This window comes from Microbulbifer epialgicus (assembly GCF_041447265.1).
GTDB lineage: Bacteria > Pseudomonadota > Gammaproteobacteria > Pseudomonadales > Cellvibrionaceae > Microbulbifer > Microbulbifer epialgicus.
In genome coordinates this window covers 56,838-77,442 of record NZ_JBGMEK010000019.1, presented here as the reverse complement: position 1 = coordinate 77,442, position 20,605 = coordinate 56,838, and the positions used below count along the sequence as shown (strand labels likewise).

The 20,605-nt window shown below is 52.1% G+C and carries 20 protein-coding genes; 4 read left to right on the top strand and 16 right to left on the bottom strand.

Annotated features, from left to right (window positions below):
• Positions 1–283: 283 nt before the first annotated feature.
• From ACCI49_RS10700 to zapE, 9 genes are all read right to left on the bottom strand, one after another.
• Positions 284–1,045: a Yip1 family protein gene (locus ACCI49_RS10700; protein WP_371838950.1), complete on the bottom strand. Its 762-nt coding sequence runs from the start codon at positions 1,043–1,045 to the stop codon at positions 284–286.
• Positions 1,014–2,150 (bottom strand): GGDEF domain-containing protein, encoded by a 1,137-nt coding sequence (locus ACCI49_RS10695; RefSeq protein WP_371838949.1) that lies wholly within the window; start codon positions 2,148–2,150, stop codon positions 1,014–1,016. Before ACCI49_RS10695 ends, ACCI49_RS10700 begins: the two co-directional genes overlap by 32 nt.
• Positions 2,151–2,350: 200 nt before the next feature.
• Positions 2,351–2,746, bottom strand: a complete 396-nt coding sequence (locus ACCI49_RS10690; RefSeq protein ID WP_371838954.1) for a ClpXP protease specificity-enhancing factor — start codon at positions 2,744–2,746, stop codon at positions 2,351–2,353.
• Positions 2,747–2,771: 25 nt separating this feature from the next.
• Positions 2,772–3,398, bottom strand: coding sequence for a glutathione S-transferase N-terminal domain-containing protein (locus ACCI49_RS10685; protein ID WP_371838948.1), 627 nt, complete (start codon positions 3,396–3,398; stop codon positions 2,772–2,774).
• Positions 3,399–3,505: 107 nt separating this feature from the next.
• Positions 3,506–5,707: a ubiquinol-cytochrome c reductase gene (locus ACCI49_RS10680; protein ID WP_371838947.1), complete on the bottom strand. Its 2,202-nt coding sequence runs from the start codon at positions 5,705–5,707 to the stop codon at positions 3,506–3,508.
• Entirely contained in the window at positions 5,704–6,303 is a 600-nt protein-coding gene (gene petA, locus ACCI49_RS10675) for a ubiquinol-cytochrome c reductase iron-sulfur subunit (RefSeq protein ID WP_371838946.1), read from the bottom strand. The genes ACCI49_RS10680 and petA overlap by 4 nt, the downstream gene beginning before the upstream one ends.
• Before the next feature lie 301 nt (positions 6,304–6,604).
• Positions 6,605–6,997 carry a 30S ribosomal protein S9 gene (rpsI, locus tag ACCI49_RS10670; protein ID WP_371838945.1) on the bottom strand — a complete coding sequence of 131 codons (393 nt, stop codon included), beginning with the start codon at positions 6,995–6,997 and terminating at the stop codon, positions 6,605–6,607.
• Positions 6,998–7,012: 15 nt separating this feature from the next.
• Positions 7,013–7,441: a 50S ribosomal protein L13 gene (gene rplM, locus ACCI49_RS10665; RefSeq protein ID WP_371838944.1), complete on the bottom strand. Its 429-nt coding sequence runs from the start codon at positions 7,439–7,441 to the stop codon at positions 7,013–7,015.
• A 118-nt stretch (positions 7,442–7,559) separates the two neighbouring features.
• Positions 7,560–8,684, bottom strand: a complete 1,125-nt coding sequence (zapE, locus tag ACCI49_RS10660) for a cell division protein ZapE (protein WP_371838943.1) — start codon at positions 8,682–8,684, stop codon at positions 7,560–7,562.
• Between the two features lie 356 nt (positions 8,685–9,040).
• Here zapE and ACCI49_RS10655 point away from each other — a divergent pair, with 356 nt between their 5' ends.
• Positions 9,041–9,481: a Z-ring associated ZapG family protein gene (locus tag ACCI49_RS10655; RefSeq protein WP_371838942.1), complete on the top strand. Its 441-nt coding sequence runs from the start codon at positions 9,041–9,043 to the stop codon at positions 9,479–9,481.
• Positions 9,482–9,563: 82 nt separating this feature from the next.
• Here ACCI49_RS10655 and sat read toward each other — a convergent pair whose 3' ends face one another.
• Positions 9,564–10,754 carry a sulfate adenylyltransferase gene (gene sat, locus ACCI49_RS10650; RefSeq protein ID WP_371838941.1) on the bottom strand — a complete coding sequence of 397 codons (1,191 nt, stop codon included), beginning with the start codon at positions 10,752–10,754 and terminating at the stop codon, positions 9,564–9,566.
• Between the two features lie 1,334 nt (positions 10,755–12,088).
• Here sat and ACCI49_RS10645 point away from each other — a divergent pair.
• On the top strand, positions 12,089–13,231 hold the full coding sequence (locus ACCI49_RS10645) for a S1C family serine protease (protein WP_371838940.1): 1,143 nt from the start codon (positions 12,089–12,091) through the stop codon (positions 13,229–13,231).
• Positions 13,232–13,249: 18 nt separating this feature from the next.
• Complete coding sequence (locus ACCI49_RS10640) at positions 13,250–13,678, top strand: nuclear transport factor 2 family protein (protein ID WP_371838939.1); 429 nt, start codon at positions 13,250–13,252, stop codon at positions 13,676–13,678.
• A gap of 46 nt (positions 13,679–13,724) precedes the next feature.
• Here ACCI49_RS10640 and ACCI49_RS10635 read toward each other — a convergent pair whose 3' ends face one another.
• The 6 genes from ACCI49_RS10635 to ACCI49_RS10610 all read right to left on the bottom strand — a co-directional run bounded on the left by ACCI49_RS10635 (position 13,725) and on the right by ACCI49_RS10610 (position 19,225).
• Positions 13,725–14,882, bottom strand: coding sequence for a hypothetical protein (locus ACCI49_RS10635; protein ID WP_371838938.1), 1,158 nt, complete (start codon positions 14,880–14,882; stop codon positions 13,725–13,727).
• 46 nt (positions 14,883–14,928) lie between these two features.
• Positions 14,929–16,236 (bottom strand): histidinol dehydrogenase, encoded by a 1,308-nt coding sequence (gene hisD, locus ACCI49_RS10630; protein ID WP_371838937.1) that lies wholly within the window; start codon positions 16,234–16,236, stop codon positions 14,929–14,931.
• 23 nt (positions 16,237–16,259) lie between these two features.
• Positions 16,260–16,889, bottom strand: coding sequence for an ATP phosphoribosyltransferase (hisG, locus tag ACCI49_RS10625; RefSeq protein WP_371838936.1), 630 nt, complete (start codon positions 16,887–16,889; stop codon positions 16,260–16,262).
• Positions 16,890–16,941: 52 nt separating this feature from the next.
• On the bottom strand, positions 16,942–18,204 hold the full coding sequence (murA, locus tag ACCI49_RS10620) for a UDP-N-acetylglucosamine 1-carboxyvinyltransferase (protein ID WP_371838935.1): 1,263 nt from the start codon (positions 18,202–18,204) through the stop codon (positions 16,942–16,944).
• A gap of 42 nt (positions 18,205–18,246) precedes the next feature.
• Complete coding sequence (locus ACCI49_RS10615) at positions 18,247–18,480, bottom strand: BolA family protein (protein ID WP_371838934.1); 234 nt, start codon at positions 18,478–18,480, stop codon at positions 18,247–18,249.
• An 88-nt stretch (positions 18,481–18,568) separates the two neighbouring features.
• Positions 18,569–19,225 carry an MlaC/ttg2D family ABC transporter substrate-binding protein gene (locus tag ACCI49_RS10610; protein WP_371838933.1) on the bottom strand — a complete coding sequence of 219 codons (657 nt, stop codon included), beginning with the start codon at positions 19,223–19,225 and terminating at the stop codon, positions 18,569–18,571.
• Between the two features lie 394 nt (positions 19,226–19,619).
• Here ACCI49_RS10610 and ACCI49_RS10605 point away from each other — a divergent pair, with 394 nt between their 5' ends.
• Positions 19,620–20,591 carry a KpsF/GutQ family sugar-phosphate isomerase gene (locus ACCI49_RS10605; protein ID WP_371838932.1) on the top strand — a complete coding sequence of 324 codons (972 nt, stop codon included), beginning with the start codon at positions 19,620–19,622 and terminating at the stop codon, positions 20,589–20,591.
• Positions 20,592–20,605: the final 14 nt, after the last annotated feature.

The following is a 20,605-nucleotide window of genomic DNA, read 5'->3' as shown; positions in this document are numbered from 1 at the left end:
GCAAAGCCATTTAAATGGACAAAGCCCGCCGGTCAAATCTTGGCTTCCGTAGAGCGTGCAAAACAATCGTTACAGAATTAACCGCATGGACCACTAGGACATCAACTTGCCGAGGCTCGACAAAGCCATCGTCATTGCTGGGCAGATGAAAGCACTGGAAAAACCGGCATTGTTAAAGGCGATGGTGCTCACCCTCGGTCACAACGGCATGCTGAAGGCAGAGGAAATCATACTGAATCGAGCCCATCCAGAAAAAAAACCGGCGATGCCGGTTTTTTTTCTTTTATTGGACGTGATGCTGGTATACAGGCCCGATTCCCACGCTCCACAAAATTACCGAAGTGATTAACACCGTAACCATCATGACAAGCGCCACAGTCAGCACCGCACAAGCGTAGAGAAATGCCCGCTCTTTATTCATTTTCATCAAAATTGGGATACCGGCAAACACTAAGTATATGGAGTACATTCCGGCAATTCCCACTGCAACCATAGTAAGCCAGGGGTGCGGAAAAACTACCACTATACTGGCGAGGAAAATCGGTGTGGTGATAAAGACCGCAAGCGCTGTACCTTCGTAATGGCGGGTAGCCTCATCGCCTTCGACACCATAGGACCTGGCCATCCAATTAATAAATTCCCCTAGGCAATAGACTCCAACCAGCAACGCAAAGTATGTCACGATGGACAAGACCGCCGCGCTCTCTGGGGTTAATTTGGCCAGGTGTCCTCCCACCTCAAACCCCACTCGCGTGACACCAAAATAGCCGGCGACGGTAGGGATCAGGGCCAGGAATGGAACATGGGTCACGAAAACCTGGAAAAACGAGTGGCGGTCCGCCCGTATGGCTTTCCACTCTTTTTCAGGATTAGTAAGAATACCTATTGTGTGACTGAGTAATCGCACGCTGAAACTCCCTTCAATACCCTGCTTTGCAGTATCGGGGGGCGGCGCGAAATTAACCAATGCGAATAAGAAATTAAGCGCCACTTTCAAATTAGGTTGACTTATATCAACTGTGGACGCACAGGCAATTGCGCCCATTCCGCTTGGCCTTATAGAGGGCCTGGTCAGCCGCTTTTAGGACTGATTCGGGCTTTTTGAGCTGCTTACCTCGCTGCGCAAGACCAATACTGACAGTCACCTTAATCAGCTGCCCGGAGCGAAATTTCAAACCTAGAACCCTACGGTCACCCACTCGACCGGCTGAGCGCAAACGCATGGGATATGTCGCAATTTTCTCACGCATCGATTCCAACTCTCTCTCTGCAGCCGCCCGGTCACGGCCGGGAATCACTAGCGCAAATTCCTCACCACCATAGCGAAACACCGACCCGCGGCTACAGCGAGCAATTTGGCTTGCCACCATACGCAACACTTGGTCGCCAACCTGGTGGCCAAAGCGGTCATTCAGTTTTTTAAAGTAATCGATATCAATCATGGCGATGCAATAGTGTCGACTCGGAGTGAGCATCTGGTAACGAAAAGCCCGACGAGACCGAACCCCGGTCAACTCATCGCGAAAAGCCAACTCATAGCTAGTCCCCAACAATGATGCTATGAGGAGAAATCCCGCTGTGGATGCCAAGACCACCATCGGCAACTCACTCCAGACCCCGTAAAGTACCAGGACAGTGCAGCTGAATAACCCCATGGCGGTGGGGCCTGGATACAGCCCCAATAAAAGAAATGCACCGAAAGATGCCGCCATACACATCATCAAAGGCAGCGGCGGGGAAGCTCCAGCATAAACCGGCAACCAATCAGGCAAATGCGGCAGGGAAAACTTCTGAGACAGCGCTCCATAATATTCCTGCAATCCCAAAAGGCCCACACCCTGAGATGTCAAAGCCAACAGCCAAGCCATTCCAAAAAAGCTCAATACGCTACGGTCGCGGCAGCAAATGAACAACATCAGGTTAATTGCTATTAACCCCATGTAGAGAGGGAGGTCCTGCTCCCGCCCTATCAACAGCCCGAGCCTGTCAATACCAAGAAAAACCAGCAACAGAAGCGCAGCCAGCGCAACCCAGCTGGATCGATAGAAAAAACTGAGAAGCAATGCCGCGCCCAGCAACAGGAAAGGCAGCTGGGCATTGTACAAAGGAGTCAAATCAAACCAAGGCAGATACTGGGCAAGCGGCAACATCAGAAGCAGCCCAGGCAACCAGCTAAATCGCAGCCACTGCAAATACGACGGCATGATAAATCAAGAGTGAGAACAAGCAGGCAATTATACCCAATGGGTATCGACGCATTCTCGGACAAGGCGCACAAAAATAACGCTGAAAGGTGGGGCGGGGATAAAACAAAGGGGGCAAAACTGCCCCCCTTTAAAGATTAATGGCGTTACTTCACAATCCGCAACGCCGGCTTCTTCACCGATTTCTTACCCAGGCTGGTGGGTGGCGTGGGCTCTGGTGGTTCAGGCGTCTCTTCTGCCTCAAACACCATACCCTGTCCATTTTCACGAGCGTAGATACCAACTACGGCACCTACGGGTACCTGGATATCCGTCGGGACCCCGCCGAAGCGCGCATTGAACCTGATCGCATAGTTATCCATAGTCAGCCCTGCGACAGCACTCTCGGAGATATTCAGCACTATCTGGCCATCGTCATTAACATGCTGCTGCGGAACCAGTACTCCAGACAAATGCGTGTCAACAAGAATATAAGGAGTGCACCGGTTATCGGTTATCCACTCATAAAACGCCCGCAAAATATAAGGGCGGTTGGATGTCATGGCCGGCTTACTCACAAAACTATCCTCAACGCATTTCCCGCTCATACTCGGTAAGGCTCTGCTGAAACGCTTCACGGGCGAACAGGCGATCCATGTAATCCAGCAGAGGCTTAACTTGCTTGGTCTTGGGTAGACTGATTTCGAACTGCTCAAGGCGCCACAATAGCGGGGCCATGCAACAATCCACCAGGGAAAACTCCTCGTTAAAGAAGTACGGCAGGTCGGTAAACATCGGGGCAATGCCAACCAAACTATCACGCAATTCCTTGCGTGCCGAAGCTACTTCCTTGCCACCGGCAAGAATCTTATCTACCAGCGGGCACCAGTCACGCTCAATACGGTGCATAATCTGGCGGCTCTGCGCGCGGGCAACAGGGTATACCGGCAGCAGCGGCGGGTGTGGAAAACGCTCGTCCAGATATTCCATCATCACCTTGGTCTCGAAGAGCACCAGGTCGCGGTCAACCAGAGTCGGTAGCGAATTGTAAGGGTTGAGGTCAGCGAGCTCGGCGGGTTTATCATCCGAGTCCACATCTATGATTTCTACAGATACCCCTTTCTCGGCAAGCACAATACGCACCCGGTGGCTGTAGTGGCTGCGACCATCGGAAAAGAAGGTCATAGAGGAGCGCTTGTTGGTAGGCACACCCATGTTCAAACTACCTCAAACTTATTGGTTGGCGAGCGCCAACCTTTTATTCAAAATATAAAAGGGTGGCGGAGTAACCCCACCACCCATCAGAAAGAAATCTGCGAACCTCAGTGGTGTACGTCTTTCCAGTACTCGCGGTTCAGCAGCCAGGCAAAGATAAAGAACACGAAAATAAACGCCAGCACGTAGAAGCCGATACGCTTACGATCCTCTGCCATAGGTTCGGCAATGTACTCCATAAAGTTAACCAGATCATACATTGCCTGATCGAACTCTTCCGGATTCATCGAACCTTTTATCTTACCCACTTCCAGGCTACCACAGTCGGCGTCCATGATCGGATTACCCAGCTCATCGCGTACAACCTTACCGTGATCGAGCTTGGGGCCGGGAGCACACTCGGGCAAGCCCTGCAGCTCCATCAGCACATGGGGCATGGCAACGCTGGGGAATACCAGGTTGTTTACCCCTGTAGCACGACTGTCATCCTTATAGAAACTGCGGAGGTAAGTGTAGAGCCATTCCGGAGAGCGGGAGCGCGCAACCAGCGTCAGGTCCGGCGGCGTGGCACCAAACCATACTTTGGAGTCATCCGGACGCATAGAGATCTGCATCAGGTTGCCGATCTTGTCATTACCTAAAACCAGGTTCTCCATCATCAGCTCTCGCGGGATGCCCAAGTCAGTGGAAACACGCTCCCAGCGGGAGTAGTTGGCACTGTGACAGCCCATGCAGTAGTTGACGAAATACTTGGCACCGCGCTGCAGGGATGGCTTGTCCTGCAGATCGATATTGATGTGGTCCAATTCTACACTGGACTCCGCACCCACTGCCTTAATCGGGATGAAGGTCAACAACGCTACGACCACAATACCGATAAACAGGATTCCGAATGTCTTGGCACCAGATGGGCTGGTTACACGCTCAGGCTCCGGATCTACCTCGTCGCGACTGGTGATCCAGGGCAATGCGGCGAAGAAGACTGCCAAAAGGAGAGTCACCACTCCCATGAACGTACTTACAGAGAAGTTAGCAACCGCCATCCACAAGAAGAGCACACCGAAGGTGATACTGACAACCCAGGAACCAATACCTTTGCGACTCTTCGGATTAGTCCAAACCGGCATGGTCAGGAAGAAGGCGAAGTAGAATAAGGTCGCCACCTGAGATAGGAAGTTACGCTCAGGGGTCGGGGATTTAACCCCCAGATAGCCCAGGATAATAAATACCGCAGCAAACAGGAGCAGCAGACCTTTGGGCAGCCAGCCCTTATAGCGGATCGAACGCACCGGGCTCTTATCCAGCCAGGGCAGTACGAACAGCACGGCAATAGCGGCCCCCATAGCTACCAACCCAAGGAATTTAGCCGTAAGCGGGCCTATATCCATGGTTACTGCACGCAAAATGGCATAGAACGGCGTGAAATACCAAACCGGAGCAATATGCGGCGGGGTCTTCAGCGGGTTCGCCTCCTCAAAATTGGCATGCTCTAGGAAGAAGCCGCCCATTTCCGGGAAGAAGAACACTACCGTGGCAAAGATAAACAGGAATACCGCAATACCCACAAGGTCGTGCACAGAATAGTAAGGGTGGAAAGCAATACCGTCTTTAGGAATGCCATTCTCATCCTTATTCTTCTTGATTTCGATACCATCGGGGTTATTGGAGCCTACTTCATGCAATGCGAGAATGTGCAGTACCACCAACAGCACCAGCACCAGTGGCAACGCGATCACGTGCAGGGAGAAGAAACGAGTTAAGGTAATACCGGAGATCAGGTAGTCGCCGCGAATCCACTCCACAAGGCTGTCACCGATACCCGGGATGGCGCCAAACAAGGATACAATGACCTGAGCACCCCAGTAGGACATCTGCCCCCATGGCAGTACATAGCCCATAAAGGCTTCTGCCATCAGTACCAGGTAGATACACATCCCGAAAATCCACACCAACTCACGCGGCGGCTTATAGGAACCGTACAGCAAACCGCGGAACATATGCAGATACACCACCACAAAGAACGCAGATGCACCCGTTGAGTGGAGATATCGAATCAGCCAGCCCCATTCCACATCACGCATGATGTATTCAACCGAGGCAAATGCCTCCTCGGCGGACGGGTTGTAGCTCATTACCAGCCAGATGCCGGTCAGCAGTTGGTTGACCAGTACAAGCAGTGAGAATACGCCGAAGAAGTACCAGAGGTTGAAGTTTTTGGGCGCGTAGTACTTGCCCATGTGCTTGTCCCAGGCCTGATAGATTGGCAGGCGCTGATCCACCCAATCACCGAAATCCGCTAGCCATTTCATGCAGTGCCCTCCTGGTCTACACCAATCACGATTATCTCATCGCTTTCGTAGGAATAAGGCGGAACCTCCAGGTTGGTAGGTGCGGGAACACCACTATAAACGCGGCCAGCCATATCGTATTTTGAGCCGTGACAGGGGCAAAAGAAGCCGCCCATCCACTCTTCGCCACCCAAATCAGCGGCACCAACTTCCGGACGGTACATAGGTGCACAACCCAAATGCGTGCACAAGCCGACCAGGACTAATAACATCGGTTTAATAGAGCGGGTTTCCGGATCTACGTAATCCGGCTGGATAGATTCCTCGGAGTTCGGATCGCGCAGCTGTGACTCTACCTTCTCCAAGTCCCGCAATATCTCGTCTGTACGGCGCACCACATAAACCGGCTTACCACGCCACTCGACGGTAACCATCTGGCCCGGCTCGAGTTTGCTAATGTTATATTTAACCGGAGCGCCCGCGGCTTTTGCCTTTGCACTCGGATTCCAGGAAGCGACGAAGGGAACGGCAACCCCAACCGCTCCCGCACCGCCGACAACAGAGGTAGCAGCGGTTAAAAAACGGCGCCGTCCTACATTTATACCGTCATCACTCATGACGTAGTTCTCCCATCACAGCGCCTCCGGATACACCGGAGTTACACTGGCCCAAACCCAATAAGTCTTGAAAAAAATCCCGCTCCGGCAGATTGCCCGCGCGAATAAACCCCACAAATCAAGCGGATACAAATCCGCGCAATGTTAAAGAAAATGCCATTTTGATACAAGGCAAAGACGCCGGGAACGTCGGGAATAGCGCGGCGAAGCTGCGAGAAATCGAGCAGACCTCAATATCTCCATTTGAAATCGACACGCCTGATATAAAAAAGCCCGGCTGATGCCGGGCCCAAAAGAAAGCTTAACGCTTGGAGAATTGCGGTTTCTTGCGCGCTTTGCGCAGACCGACTTTCTTACGCTCGACCTCACGGGCATCGCGGGTAACATATCCTTCAGCGCGCAGCGGCTGACGCAGCGCCTCATCGTACTGCATCAGTGCACGGGTCAGCCCATGACGGATAGCACCCGCCTGACCGAAAGAACCGCCACCTTTAACAGTTACAGTGATATCAAACTTTTCGACCATGTCGACCTTTTCCAGCGGCTGGCGCACGATCATACGAGCCACTTGGCGACCAAAGTATTCGTCCAGTGTGCGACCGTTTACAGTGATCTTGCCTTCACCCGGTACAATAAATACACGAGCGGTAGAGGTCTTGCGGCGGCCGGTACCGTAGTATTGAGTAGTTGCCATCAGTTTTATTCCCGTTTAGATCGCCAGTTCAACCGGCTGTTGAGCCGCATGAGGATGTTCACTACCGCTGTATACTTTCAGCTTCTTGAACATGGCACGACCCAAAGGACCTTTCGGCAGCATGCCTTTAACGGCGCTTTGAACGGTGCGCTCGGGCGCTTTTTCGATCAACTTTTCGAAGCTGATGGATTTGAGACCACCCGGGTAGCCGGAGTGGCTGTGGTAGATCTTGTCTTTGGCCTTGTTACCGGTCACGCGAACCTTTTCGGCGTTGATTACGATAATGTAATCACCAGTGTCCACGTGGGGCGTGTATTCAGGCTTGTGCTTGCCGCGCAAGCGGTGGGCGATCTCGGCAGAAATACGGCCGAGGGTCTTGTCCGCAGCGTCAACAATGTACCAGTCGCGTTTTACCGCTTCTGGCTTGGCACTGTATGTCTTCATGTTATAAACACCTGTAATATGACCCCCAGAAATTAGGGGCCGTCCCACAAAAGAGCGCGGATAGTACAAAAGGAGTGTTTGCTTTTCAAGCGATTTTTCAACCTGCCACGGGCCGCCGCTAACCGGGCCTGTGCGCCCTCTCCAGATACTCGCGAGACTGCATTTCCAGAAGGCGGCTGACCGTCCGTTCAAATTCAAAGCGGAGGTGACGTCCGCCATAAAGTGCCTCCGCCGACACCTCAGCAGAGATCACCAGCTTGACGCAACGATCGTAGAATTCATCCACAAGATTAATGAAGCGACGCGCCTGGGCATCCATCCGCTCATCAAATTTAGGGACTGCCGCAAGCAATACCGTATGAAACTCCCGCGCCAGCTCGATGTAGTCATTTTGTGAGCGCGGCCCATCACAGAGATCGGTGAAGTTAAACCAGGCCACATCATCCGCCACCTTCAGTGCGCGAATTGGGCGTCCCTCTACCTGCAAATCCACATCATCACGAACCTCACAGCCATCCACACTCAGCTGGGTAAAGCTGCGGGACAGGCTTTCATCCGCAGCCTCATCCAACGGTGCATGGTAGAGCTCCAGTAACTCCAAGGTGCGCAGCCGGTAGTCCGTGCCCCCGTCGACATTCACCACTTTGGTATGCTGCTGTAGAAGCTTAATTGCCGGGAGGAAGCGGGCTCTCTGCAGACCATCCTTATAGAGCCCCGCTGGCTCAATATTGGAAGTGGCCACCAAGACCACCTCGCGGCGGAATAGCGCCTCCAGCAAACCAGCCAAAATCATGGCATCGGCAATGTCGGAGACAAAAAACTCATCAAAACAGAGCACCCTGGCCCGGCCGGCGATCTTATCGGCCACTTTTTCCAAAGGGTTCTTCTCCCCGGCATACTCTTTTAAGTCTCCATGTACCTGGCGCATAAAACGATGGAAATGGGTACGCTGCTTACTTGCAAATGGCAGAGACTCATAAAAGGCATCCATCAGGTAGGTCTTGCCACGCCCCACCCCACCCCAGAAATAGAGCCCCCGCTCTGGGCCGGCTTCAACTCTGCGCAAACGGGCAAGAAGATTTCCAACAATGCCCTGCCCCGATTTCGCAACCAGACGCTGATGCAAGCACTGCAACTCCTCCACCGCCGCTCTCTGGGAGGCATCTTCGACAAAATCCGTGCGCTGCAAATCACTCTCATAACGCGCGATAGGGGAAAGGAAGGGTGGATTAGCGGACGACATATCGGAAAAAATCTTTAACAATAGGATTACTGGCGCGCACTCTATCAAATTCATCACGGAGTCGCCTAGACAATAAAGGCACTACCAATCTCCCCCCTCTGACCGATAAAACCAGTGCAATTCGCCAGGTGGCGACGGCAATTCGGAACCGCTGACCAACTTGCGTGTCGCAGATTACCAACAGTGTTAATTGTCGGGTTAATAATCGCGTATACTTGGCCCGCTCGCATGGGGTTGATAGTCGCTTAAGGGGGGCTCCCCGAGGCATGGAGCGATGAAATCAATGAGATAACGACCGCTCCAGTATCCATCACGGATCGCCAGTGCCATAAAAAAGCAAATTGAGGAGGTAGTAAGTGCACTCTACATCGGTATTAATTCTAGTCGGCATCTTCGGCATGATTCTGGGGGCACTGCTGTCATACCTAGCGGTCCGCGGCCGCACCAGTGTTGACCGCACCCAGGAATTGGAACTTCGCCTCAAAGAGGCCAATGACAAACTTGAAGACTTCCAGCTTCAGGTTAATGAGCACTTTGACCAAACCTCCCAATTGGTTCATAACCTTACGGAGAGCTACAAGGAAATTCACGAATACCTTTCCAATAGCGCCCTGCGCCTCTCCAGCCAGGATATCGGCCGGCAAATGCTGGAAGCCGGCAGCGGTAAACTGAAGGACGACGACAAACAACTCCAGGAAATGGAACCACCGAAGGACTGGGCCCCCAAAGAGCCCGGCGCCAAGGGTACCCTGGCCGAAGATTACGGCCTGGAGAAAGAGGCGCACGCAGGCAGCTGAATACCTCCCCAAACAGCACTTCGACAGTGCCTTATGTCTACAAATAAGAAAGGCGGGCAACCCCGCCTTTCTTATTGCAGCATTACAAGCTCTGGTAGTAATCCATCAAGATCTGAGCCACTTCAGGGCGGGAAAACTCTGGCGGCGGGGCAATGCCATTGCCCAGCATCTCGCGCACCTTCGTGCCAGACAACAAGATAAAGTCTTCCTTAGTATGATCGGGCACATCGCGCATCATCACAACCTTATTCAGTTTTTTTGAATAGGCGGTGTGATCGGCACGAAAAATTTCGATTTCCAAAGCGCCCTCTGGCACCTTTTCATCGAAAATGCTTTGAGCATCAAAAGCACCATAGTAGTCACCAACCCCTGCGTGGTCACGACCAACTATCAGGTGGCTGCAGCCGCAGTTTTGGCGGAATACTGCGTGCAATACGGCCTCCCGAGGGCCCGCATACAGCATGTCGAAGCCATAACCCGTGACCATTACGGTATTTGCAGGGAAGTAGGCCTCAACCATTTTGCGAATTGCCGCATCGCGCACCGGGGCCGGTATATCACCAGGCTTCAGTTGACCCAGCAGCATGTGGATCAGTATGCCATCTGCGTCTACCGCTTCAAGCGCCATTTTGCACAGTTCTTCGTGGGCGCGGTGCATGGGATTGCGGGTCTGAAAAGCCACAACTTTATTCCATCCACGCTCAATAAACTCATTGCGAATTTCAACGGCTGTGCGGAAAGTATCCGGGAAGTCATTTTGGAAGTAGCTGAAATTAAGCACTTCAATAGGACCCGAGATCAGCTGGCGGCCGGCCGACTTAAAAGTCTCAACCCCGGGATGCTTCTCATCCAAGGTCCCAAAAACATGCTCTGCCATAGCATCCATCTGCTCGTCAATGACGGACTCTATAGACTCCACATCCATCACCGCTAACACGGGGTTACCCTCTACATTCGGGTCACGTAGTGCAATCCGGGAGGCCCCCTCAATCGCGCTAACATCTTTGACCAAATTCAGAACAGGTACGGGCCAGAAAAGACCGTCAGCAGTCCGCAAAGTCTCCGCAACACTCAGGGCATCAGCCAAATTCATATAGCCGTGCAGCGGGTTGAAGTAGCCAGCCCCCAGCATTACAGCATTGGCTGCAGCGGCAGAGCTAACCACGATAGAAGGCATCGACTCCGCTTCATGCATCAGCTGGTGATGCCTCTCACTGTCATATACGAAGCGCGGCTGTAACTCGACACTACCATGGGGGCGAACTAGGGACATTTTGCTCTCCAATACAAAAATTGCCGGTTAGTCTTAATTTTTCGATTGGCTATTATACGCATATGAGTATTTGGACCAATGCCAGCACCATACAAGAAGGGGAGCTATAGCCTCATCAATCATTGCAATATCCCAAACACACGACATCCAGTCGTGAAGCCGATAATTTGCACCATCGCCTATTCATAAAAAATAACTATAGAAATTTAAGAAGCCTTTAAATAATTCCGTGATGCGCTAGCCTCCAGAGCAGCTCGCAAGAATGTCCAGACCTTTCAGTAAGTCGCAATGGAAGTATGAATCGCACTTGAAATCCCGCAGGCCTATTACGGAATTATTTAGAGGCTCCATAAGCGAGTCAACAATACCACCTGCTTCAAGCCCACATAGCTATAGCCGGTCTTATGGCACCTACCCAAGCAGCAATACCAATTAATCAACGTAACGGGATATACATTTTTTTGCTTGTGCAAAGACCCTAAGTCTAGTCATCGATTAATAGGTGAAGGGATAACCCTGATGTATACAAGCCAACTTAGCCATCTACTGCCGATATATAATTCAGTCAAGATAGACTAGTATCAAATGCCTACACTCTCTTAATTTACAAGAACTCATTATCGCAGAATTTAAATTCACAAGTGCGGAAAAACAAAATACAGGCAACCCCGACCTATAGCGCTTCTCCTGACCTGTCAATAAAAATGGAATCTATGAAGCTGGAAATTGCCAATTCCCGTGGATATCCCAATCGGCATCGACAAACAAAACCCCGATCACAACTACCCGCAAGCCTACTTCAAGCCCAATCTTTACCTACCTGTACCACTGGTACATACCGCACTATTTTTAATAGGGCCTCCATACGATTCAAAAAACTCAATTTCAACTCGATTCCAGAAAAACGGACCAATCTCAAGGCCAACAACGGATAAACTTTTTTATAAAGGTGGCAGTTATAGTTAAGTTTGGCCTCACTGCTTTGGCAGCATTGGCAACCTGAACACTACCGGACCCAAATACTGGGAAAACAGCTCACTAGGCGGAATCTAAGAGCAAAGTCAAGCCATCACCCAATGCCGCAATTATCATCCAATAGCAGGCCGAAACAGCTGGTGATCTCTGTCCGACGTCCACTTGGTCCACTTAGCTCTCGGACTGAGCTTCGATCCGGCGAGCAAACTGGACCCAACGTCAAAGATTTCCCACTTCTTCAATCCTAGGGAAACTGGACAACGCCTTTAACACCCATCCTGGCCCGGAAGAAACAAATCCCTCCTCTCAGCGATTCCACCTTCAGACGTGTGTATAATCAGCGCAAAGAGGAGTCGAGAGTGTTCCAAAATCGCTTTTTACAGGACTGGGCCCTGCCTGCCCTGGTAGGCCTTGTCATGGCGGTCCTGCTGTTAATCACATTCCCGCAACTGCGTGGCGGAGCTCCCGTTCCCCAAAAGGAGACCTGGCAAGGGCCCGTATCCTATGCCCACGCAGTCAATGTTGCCGGCCCAGCCGTTGTCAACATCTATACCCGTATGGCGCTGCCGCAAAGACAGCACCCTCTTTTTAATGACCCACTTTTTCGCCGTTTGTTCGACAATATGAATGTCCCCCAAAGAGAGCGCATGCAATCAAACCTGGGGTCGGGAGTTATCGTCAGTGACAACGGCTATATTCTTACCAACCACCATGTGGTCGACCAGGCTGACGCTATCGTCATTTTGTTGGCAGATGGTCGAGAGGCTCAGGCACGCATGGTGGGTAGCGATGCCGATTTTGACCTGGCTGTGTTAAAAATTGAGCTCGACGGGCTCACTTCAATTTCCGTTGGCGAACCCGAATCCGCCCAGGTAGGGGATGTTGTTCTGGCCATTGGCAACCCTTTTGGGGTTGGGCAGACTGTTACCCAGGGCATCATCAGTGCCAAAGGCCGCCACCTGGAAAATTCTGGAACCGGCAGTCACCTGCAAAACTTTCTGCAGACAGATGCCGCCGTCAATCCTGGCAACTCGGGAGGGGCACTGGTGGACTCTCGAGGCCGCCTGCTCGGCATCAATACATCAATCCTTAACCAATCCGGTTATTCTGGGGGGATCAGTTTTGCAATTCCCGCTAACATCGCTTTCAAGGTGATGCAGGATATTATCGCTTACGGGCGGGTAGTACCTGGTTGGCTCGGGATTGAAGCCAGTGCCATCAATCCACAGATGGCCAGGGAGTTTAACCTGGCCTCAACAGGCGGGGTGATGATTACTGCGATCTACAATGAAAGCCCCGCTCACAACGCCGGGCTCAAACCGGGTGATGTCATCACGCATATCGACGGCCTGCCAATCGGAGATGGCAAGCAAGGGGAGGCTACTATGGCAACATTGCGCCCAGGGGATACCATATCCATTACCTTCACCCGGGATGGGACATCCCATACAGTGGAAGCAACCGTATCTGTTAAACCCGATACAGCAACAACCACGGAATAACCAGCAAAAGGGGAACCTGTGCGCGCAATCACCATGACATTACTCTTCGTCCTGGCCACTGGGCTTGCCCATGCCGATGACCGCCAGGAACTCCAAAAGCTTTTACATAACTTTATCGCCAATGCGGCCGATAGTGCAGAAGCACATAAGCGCTTCTGGGCAGAAGACCTGATCTACACCAGCTCAGCAGGCAAGCGATTCGGCAAAGGTCAGATTATGCGGGGGATGGAAAACCCATCAGGTGAGACAGTTTCGGTAACTTATGCCGCAGAAGACGTAGATATCCGCTTGCTAGGCGATACTGCCGTGGTCGCATTTCAGCTGGTCGCCAATGACCACGCTAGTGGAAAGACCAGCCACTACTTGAATACTGGCACCTTCGTCAAACGACAGGGGAAATGGCAGGTTCTTGCCTGGCAGGCCACCAAAATTCCTATGGGAAACTGATTTTGAGCTAAAACAGTTGAACCGGAAAGCCGACGTTTACCCCCCACTAATTACTGGCCAGCTTCTCGCGCCAATTTTCCCGCACTTTTACCATAAACTTAGATTCACTAGGGACGTCCGCCTTGCCGATCAACCCCTTGGCAAAATCCTCCACTTCGCTCCGGTTTCTCCCTACGCCAGCAAAGGAGGCACGCACTTTGATCAGCTTGTCTTTGCGCAAAAATAGATAAGTGTGTGTGTCGAAGCGCTCTCCATCAGGCGCCAGAAAATACCCGGAGAGCCGTGTCACAGGGATAAATTTCCCCCGCACTTTCCAAACTTCAGAAATCTCATCACTGAGACTCAAGGCCTGCCAGTTTGCCTCTTTTTCAACCAAAGCCATTTCCTCGCGGACTCTACCCACTTCACGGACCTGTACGGAATGTGGGTCTTGCCAATCCCAGCTAGGTACGGGGTACACAAAAACATCGACTGAGTCGAACTGAAACTGGCGATGCACATAGCGGACCTGTGCACCAACTAAGGGGTGACTGGCGAGAACCACGGGGCTACTCACATAATCCCCCACCGATTCCGGTAGAATTAAGGCCTGATGATAATCGCTGGCACCGATAATCTTGTAGAGATACTCCGGAGCCATAACCTGATCTCGCTGGAGCTGGAAAATCAGTTTTGCTGCCAAGGCTTTGGCCAGATCTTGTTCGGCCTGCCCTGGAGGGGTAAACAAATTGACTTTCGAGGTGAATGGGAATTCGAACTGGTAGCGCTTCAACGGCAGTCCGTGCCACGTAAGCATTGCATCGATATGGATATCCCGAGTAGTAGTCAGGGGAGCCAGCATCATTGTTGCACCAGCAATAACCGCTTCGCCGATTTCCTCAACGCCCTCCTCCACATACCCGGCGGATGCTATCAACAACTGATAAGGGACTTCCTCATTGCCCAGCTGCACCGTTTCAAAAATATCCGAGTTAGCCAGCTCCCGGTGCAACTCCCGGTAGTCAACTACATCAAAGTGGCAGTACTTGAGAAGTGAATCTCCAGTAAAACTATTGCAACGCTGCTCAAAGTCGACCTCAGGAGTCTTGGCAAACAATGCAACCGACGGCAGGCTCTGCTGAGTGTATTCAGCAATAGTAAATTCATTCGTGGTCGCACAACCAACAACAACTATTGCGACCAAACATAGAAGTATTTTTTTCATCTTATGCTTTCCGGAAAATGTCCTCGACAGGAGAAGCGTAACAATCCTAACGTTTTACACGAAAAGCAGCGGAGCGCGCATGTGCCTCAAGCCCCTCACCTCGAGCGAGAGTCATTGCAACACGACCGAGCTTATCGGCTCCCTCCGGTGAGCAATAAATTATAGAACTGCGCTTCTGGAAGTCATAAACCCCTAAAGGCGATGAAAAGCGAGCGGTTCCACTGGTGGGCAGCACGTGATTAGGGCCCGCACAATAATCTCCCAGTGCTTCAGCGGTATAGCGACCCAGAAAGATTGCACCTGCATTGCGGATTTTCGGAAGAAGAAGCTCAGGCTCCGCCACGGACACCTCAAGATGTTCGGGGGCTATCCGATTGGAGATCTCCAGCGCCTGCTCCAAGGAGTCAACCTGGATTAGAGCAGCGCGATCCGCAAGAGACTTAGCCGCAATATGTGCCCTCGGCAATTCTGCTAACAGGCGCTGCAGAGAAACCTCTACTGCATCAATGAATTCCTCATCTGGGCACAGCAGAATCGACTGGGCCTGCTCATCATGCTCGGCCTGGGATAACAAATCCATTGCAATCCAGTCCGGCTCAGTGACCCCATCGCAAATCACCAGTATCTCCGATGGGCCCGCAATCATATCGATGGCTACATGCCCAAATACTGCCCGCTTGGCGGTGGCGACAAAGATATTGCCCGGACCAACAATTTTATCCACAGCGGGAATTGTCTCGGTACCATAGGCCAGAGCGGCCACAGCCTGAGCCCCTCCAATAGTATAAAGACGATCCACACCGGCAATCGCTGCGGCAGCCAAGACTAAGTCGTTAAGCTCCCCCTCGGGAGCGGGCACAACCATCATCACCGAATCTACCCCGGCTACTTTTGCCGGAATAGCATTCATCAACACTGACGAAGGGTAGCTAGCTTTACCACCGGGCACATAGATACCCACCCGCTCCATTGGTGTAATCTGCTGACCGAGGACAGTGCCATCAGCCTCAGTGTATCGCCAGGATTCCTGACGTTGGTGCTCGTGGTACTCGCGCACACGTTGCGCGGCAACCTCCAACGCGTCACGCTCTTCCGCACCGATACGTCCAAGGGCCTCGACCAATACTTCCGGACCCAATGCAAATTCTTCTGCCTGGGCTATCTCCCGACGATCAAATCGGTTGGTATATTCGATAACTGCCGCATCACCTCGGCTGCGAACTTGCTGTAAGATCTCCGCAACCGTATCTTCGACTTCCTTATTGGCAACTGCTTCCCAGGCAAGCAGCTGCTCCAGTTGCTTGTCAAAGGTCTTGTCAGCTGCCCTCAGCCGGCGAATACTCTTACTATTCATGACTTCCTGGAGACTTTTCTGTTTTACGCAACTGCCGCTGCCAACCTTTCAATCAGGTTGCTAATCGGCTTGTACTTCATCTTCATTGCAGCCTTATTCACAATTAAGCGGCTGCTAATATGAGCGATGGTTTCGCGGGCTTCCAAACCGTTGGCTTTCAGCGTATTACCACTATCAACAATATCGACAATCTCATCGGCCAGATCCATCAGTGGTGCCAACTCCATTGCTCCATACAGCTTGATAATATCGGCTTGGCGCCCTTGAGCGGCATAGTGGCGCTTGGCGCTTTCTACAAACTTAGTCGCCACCTTGATACGACCACTGGGCAGCACCGCCCCCTTAACTCCAGCAGTCATCAGCCGGCAGCGGGCAATCCCCAGATCCAGGGGCTCATAGATACCATCGGAGTGATGCTCGAGCAGCGTATCCTTACCGGCAACCCCCATATCTGCAGCGCCATGCTGCACGTAGGTAGGTACATCTACACCTCGGAGGAGAAGCAGGCGCACGCCCTCACAGTTGGTGGAGAAAATGAGTTTGCGACTCCTGCCGAGATCTTCCAGCGGCTCAAGCCCCGCAGCGGCGAGCAATGGTAGGGTTTCCTGCAGAATTCGCCCTTTAGTCAGGGCGATAGTAATTTGCATAGTCATGTTCAAGCCGGCTTATTTTTAGCTACTGCCGCTTTAAAAGCGGCGGGTCTCTCTAACCAGGCATGCGGCGGATGTTCGCTCCCAGCTGCTGTAATTTTTCCTCGATACATTCATACCCGCGATCAATATGGTAGATGCGATCAACGGTAGTGGTGCCTTCGGCAACCATTCCCGCAATCACCAGGCTGGCCGAAGCTCGTAAATCAGAAGCCATCACAGGAGCTCCTTTAAGCTTTTCAACTCCGGTGACGAACGCGGTGTTGCCCTCTAGGGTGATATTCGCCCCCATACGGTTTAATTCGTGTACCTGGATCAAGCGATTCTCAAAAATCGTCTCAACTACGGCTCCCTTACCCTCAGCCACCGCATTCATTGCGGTAAATTGAGACTGCATATCGGTTGGGAATGCCGGGTAAGGCGCTGTGCGAAAGCTGACCGCCTTGGGGCGGTTACCCTTCATGTCCAACTCTATCCAGTCATCTCCGCAGCTCAGATGTGCGCCGGCCTCTTCAAATTTAAGCAGCACCGCATCAAGAATATCCGCACGAGTGTGCAGCAGGCGCACCTTACCCCGAGCCGCTGCAGCAGCCGCAAGGAAAGTACCGGTTTCAATACGGTCAGGCATCACGGTAAAGGTACAGGGCGCCAATTTTGGAACCCCATGAACACGCAGGGTATCGGTACCCACACCTTCGATCTGCGCTCCCATGGCAATCAAGAACTCAGCCAGGTCCACAATTTCGGGTTCACGCGCGGCGTTGTGCAGGACGGTAGTGCCTTCTGCCAATACAGCAGCCATCAGTAGGTTCTCGGTGCCACCGACCGTCACCTTTTCCATGACGATATTGGCGCCTTTCAGGCGACCATTAGAGCGCGCCCGGATAAAGCCGCCATCAATTGTGATCTCAGCACCCATGGCCTCCAACCCTTTGAGATGAATATCTACAGGGCGGCTGCCGATGGCACATCCTCCGGGGAAGGATACATTGGCCACACCGTGGCGCGCCAGCAAAGGACCAAGCACCAGAATAGATGCGCGCATGGTTTTTACCAGCTCATATGGCGCCGTCAGGTCATTAACCGAACGAGGATCAATTTCCACACCCAGTTTTTCATCGATTGTGACATCGCAACCCATACAGCGCAGCAGGGTGATCATGGTGGTGATGTCATTGAGGTGCGGCAGGTTATGGATATGTACGGGGCCGTCCGCCAACAGGGCTGCGGCCAAAATAGGCAGTGCGGAATTCTTAGCACCGGAAATACGCAATGTTCCGGATACTGGGCTGCCGCCCTCTATTATTAACTTATCCATTCGGTCTCATACTTCGGAAGTTGTTGCTTTTACAGCAACGGGTTAACGACTGGCTTCTTCTGGAGTAAGGGTCTGCATCTGCACCGCGTGCAAGGTACCATCGGCAATTTTGTCATTGAGCGCCGCATATACAAGCTGCTGCTTTTTTAAGCGACTCAAGCCTTCAAAGGCACTGCTGACCACCGTCACTAAGAGGTGGCTACCCTCAAAAGTGACATCGACATTACTCTCGGGAATATGCCCCTCAATTAGGGCTTTGATTTCATCAGGTTGCATAGGAGGGATTTGCGTTGGATTGAAAAACAGCACGCAAGTGTACTTGAATTCGGTGGGGTGCGCAGCTGCGCACCCCCAAGTTCGCCAACTAGCTCACTTTATCAACAACATCTTCACCAGCCGACCAGTTAGAAATAACCTTGTCAAGGTCACCGTAGGTCTGCATGGACTGGGAAAACTGGCTGCGGAAGGTTTTCCCCAGATTGACCCCATTCAAGATCACATTGATTAATTTCCACTGCCCAGCGCGATTGCGCACCAGGGTATAGGATACCTTGGTAATTCCCTCTTTACTGCGCACCTCCTGTAAAACATTGACTCGATTACCGGAGGGCATTGTGCCCGGATTAACGACCTTTACATCCAAGTCGCCAAAGTTTGCTACACCACGTGCAAAAGTGGCTACAAGATCGCGGCGGAAGGTGCTGGTAAAACGGGAACGCTGGGTGGCGGTAGCCTGCTTGGCGTAGCGCCCCATCACACCACGTGCAATAAAATCAAAATCTACAACCGGGTTTAGGACACCCTCTACAGCACTGTAGTATCTCTGGGGATCAGAGTTTGCATATTGCGCATTTGTGCGAATCACACCCAGCAATTTTTGGGAAACCCCTTCAATCATGGTATAGGGATTTTGCTCAGCATGCGCCGCAGGAATCACAGCAGACACCAGTGCTGCGCAAAGTACAAGCCGTAGCCATCGGGAAAAGCCCAACCGACTAATCCAAAATAATGATGTGTTCACAAATAATCTCCAATTAGCAAATCATTCCTTGGACGCACATAGCGTAAATAAGTGCCATGACGATGCTGCAGTCCGCTTCTCCCGTATGAAAGAAAAGGAGGGTTGCCGATCGTCCAATGAGTGACAGAGCTGACAGCAGCGGCGGCAGACTATACCATGGCCGCGCCCGGAGTTGTGGCGGTGTACGAGCGTGTCATTTTACGCCTCTTGGCCAGTGGCTGAACTTTTCAGAGCCAGCGATCCGCTCATAATATAGATTAGCACGACAACAGCGCACACCAAGCCAACAGCAGGGAGCAGACCTCATCAGCTGCACACACTGAGACACAGCCGATGTGAAGCTGGCTATTACTGACACCTTTACGAAATAGAAGCGATCAACCAGAGGTACTCGATGACCCAGGATCTGATATTACATGCAGGACGGCGCACAGTTCGCATGGAAACGGAAGCCGTTGCCAAGCTGGAAGAAAGAGTCAATGGCGAATTCCAACGCGCCTGCGAAATGATCTTGCAATGCCGCGGCCGAACTATCGTCACCGGTATGGGGAAGTCTGGACATATTGGCCGCAAGATAGCTGCCACCCTGGCCAGTACCGGTACTCCGAGTTTTTTCGTGCACCCCGGTGAGGCCAGCCATGGAGACCTGGGAATGATTACCCGCGACGATTTGGTAATCGCCATTTCCAATTCAGGTTCTTCTGCAGAGGTCCTTACCTTGCTCCCCCTACTGAAGCGGCTGAGCATCCCAATGATTAGCATGACAGGTAAGACAGATTCTCCTCTGGCCCAGGCAGCGGATGCCAACCTGGATATTTCAGTTCAAACCGAGGCTTGTCCCCTAAACCTGGCCCCAACTTCCTCAACAACCGTCACCCTGGTGATGGGTGATGCCTTGGCAGTGGCACTATTGGAGGCCAGAGGATTTACGGCGGAGGACTTTGCCTTCTCCCACCCTGGCGGCGCCCTGGGGCGACGACTGTTGTTGAAAGTAGAGGATGTCATGCATGCAGGAGATGAACTTCCCCAAGTTCAAATGGATACTCTGCTATCCAAAGCCCTGCTGGAAATGACCAGCAAAGGCTTCGGCATGACGACTATTGTCGACTCAAAGGGGGAATTACTCGGTGTATTTACCGATGGTGACTTACGTCGAGTGATAGACCAGAAATTGGAGCTGGATAAAGCCACCATGAACCAGGTTATGAGCCGCAGACCCAAGACGGTTTCTGCCGAAACCCTGGCTGCAGAAGCGCTTCGAATCATGGAGGATTATAAAATTACTGCTCTGGTGGTAGAGGACGAAGCACACTTCCCCATCGGCGTTCTACATATGCACGATATACTCCGCGCAGGAGTAATCTGAGATAATTTAATAAT

What these genes read in the sequence shown, in the direction of transcription:
- ACCI49_RS10700 (WP_371838950.1), bottom strand. Translation starts at nt 1,045, where the DNA reads ATGGGCGCAATTGCCTGTGCGTCCACAGTTGATATAAGTCAACCTAAT.
- murA (WP_371838935.1), bottom strand. Translation starts at nt 18,204, where the DNA reads ATGGATAAGTTAATAATAGAGGGCGGCAGCCCAGTATCCGGAACATTG.
- petA (WP_371838946.1), bottom strand. Translation starts at nt 6,303, where the DNA reads ATGAGTGATGACGGTATAAATGTAGGACGGCGCCGTTTTTTAACCGCT.
- hisG (WP_371838936.1), bottom strand. Translation starts at nt 16,889, where the DNA reads ATGACTATGCAAATTACTATCGCCCTGACTAAAGGGCGAATTCTGCAG.
- hisD (WP_371838937.1), bottom strand. Translation starts at nt 16,236, where the DNA reads ATGAATAGTAAGAGTATTCGCCGGCTGAGGGCAGCTGACAAGACCTTT.
- ACCI49_RS10635 (WP_371838938.1), bottom strand. Translation starts at nt 14,882, where the DNA reads ATGAAAAAAATACTTCTATGTTTGGTCGCAATAGTTGTTGTTGGTTGT.
- ACCI49_RS10695 (WP_371838949.1), bottom strand. Translation starts at nt 2,150, where the DNA reads ATGTTGCCGCTTGCCCAGTATCTGCCTTGGTTTGATTTGACTCCTTTG.
- ACCI49_RS10690 (WP_371838954.1), bottom strand. Translation starts at nt 2,746, where the DNA reads ATGACATCCAACCGCCCTTATATTTTGCGGGCGTTTTATGAGTGGATA.
- ACCI49_RS10685 (WP_371838948.1), bottom strand. Translation starts at nt 3,398, where the DNA reads ATGGGTGTGCCTACCAACAAGCGCTCCTCTATGACCTTCTTTTCCGAT.
- sat (WP_371838941.1), bottom strand. Translation starts at nt 10,754, where the DNA reads ATGTCCCTAGTTCGCCCCCATGGTAGTGTCGAGTTACAGCCGCGCTTC.
- ACCI49_RS10615 (WP_371838934.1), bottom strand. Translation starts at nt 18,480, where the DNA reads ATGCAACCTGATGAAATCAAAGCCCTAATTGAGGGGCATATTCCCGAG.
- ACCI49_RS10605 (WP_371838932.1), top strand. Translation starts at nt 19,620, where the DNA reads ATGACCCAGGATCTGATATTACATGCAGGACGGCGCACAGTTCGCATG.
- zapE (WP_371838943.1), bottom strand. Translation starts at nt 8,684, where the DNA reads ATGTCGTCCGCTAATCCACCCTTCCTTTCCCCTATCGCGCGTTATGAG.
- rplM (WP_371838944.1), bottom strand. Translation starts at nt 7,441, where the DNA reads ATGAAGACATACAGTGCCAAGCCAGAAGCGGTAAAACGCGACTGGTAC.
- rpsI (WP_371838945.1), bottom strand. Translation starts at nt 6,997, where the DNA reads ATGGCAACTACTCAATACTACGGTACCGGCCGCCGCAAGACCTCTACC.
- ACCI49_RS10680 (WP_371838947.1), bottom strand. Translation starts at nt 5,707, where the DNA reads ATGAAATGGCTAGCGGATTTCGGTGATTGGGTGGATCAGCGCCTGCCA.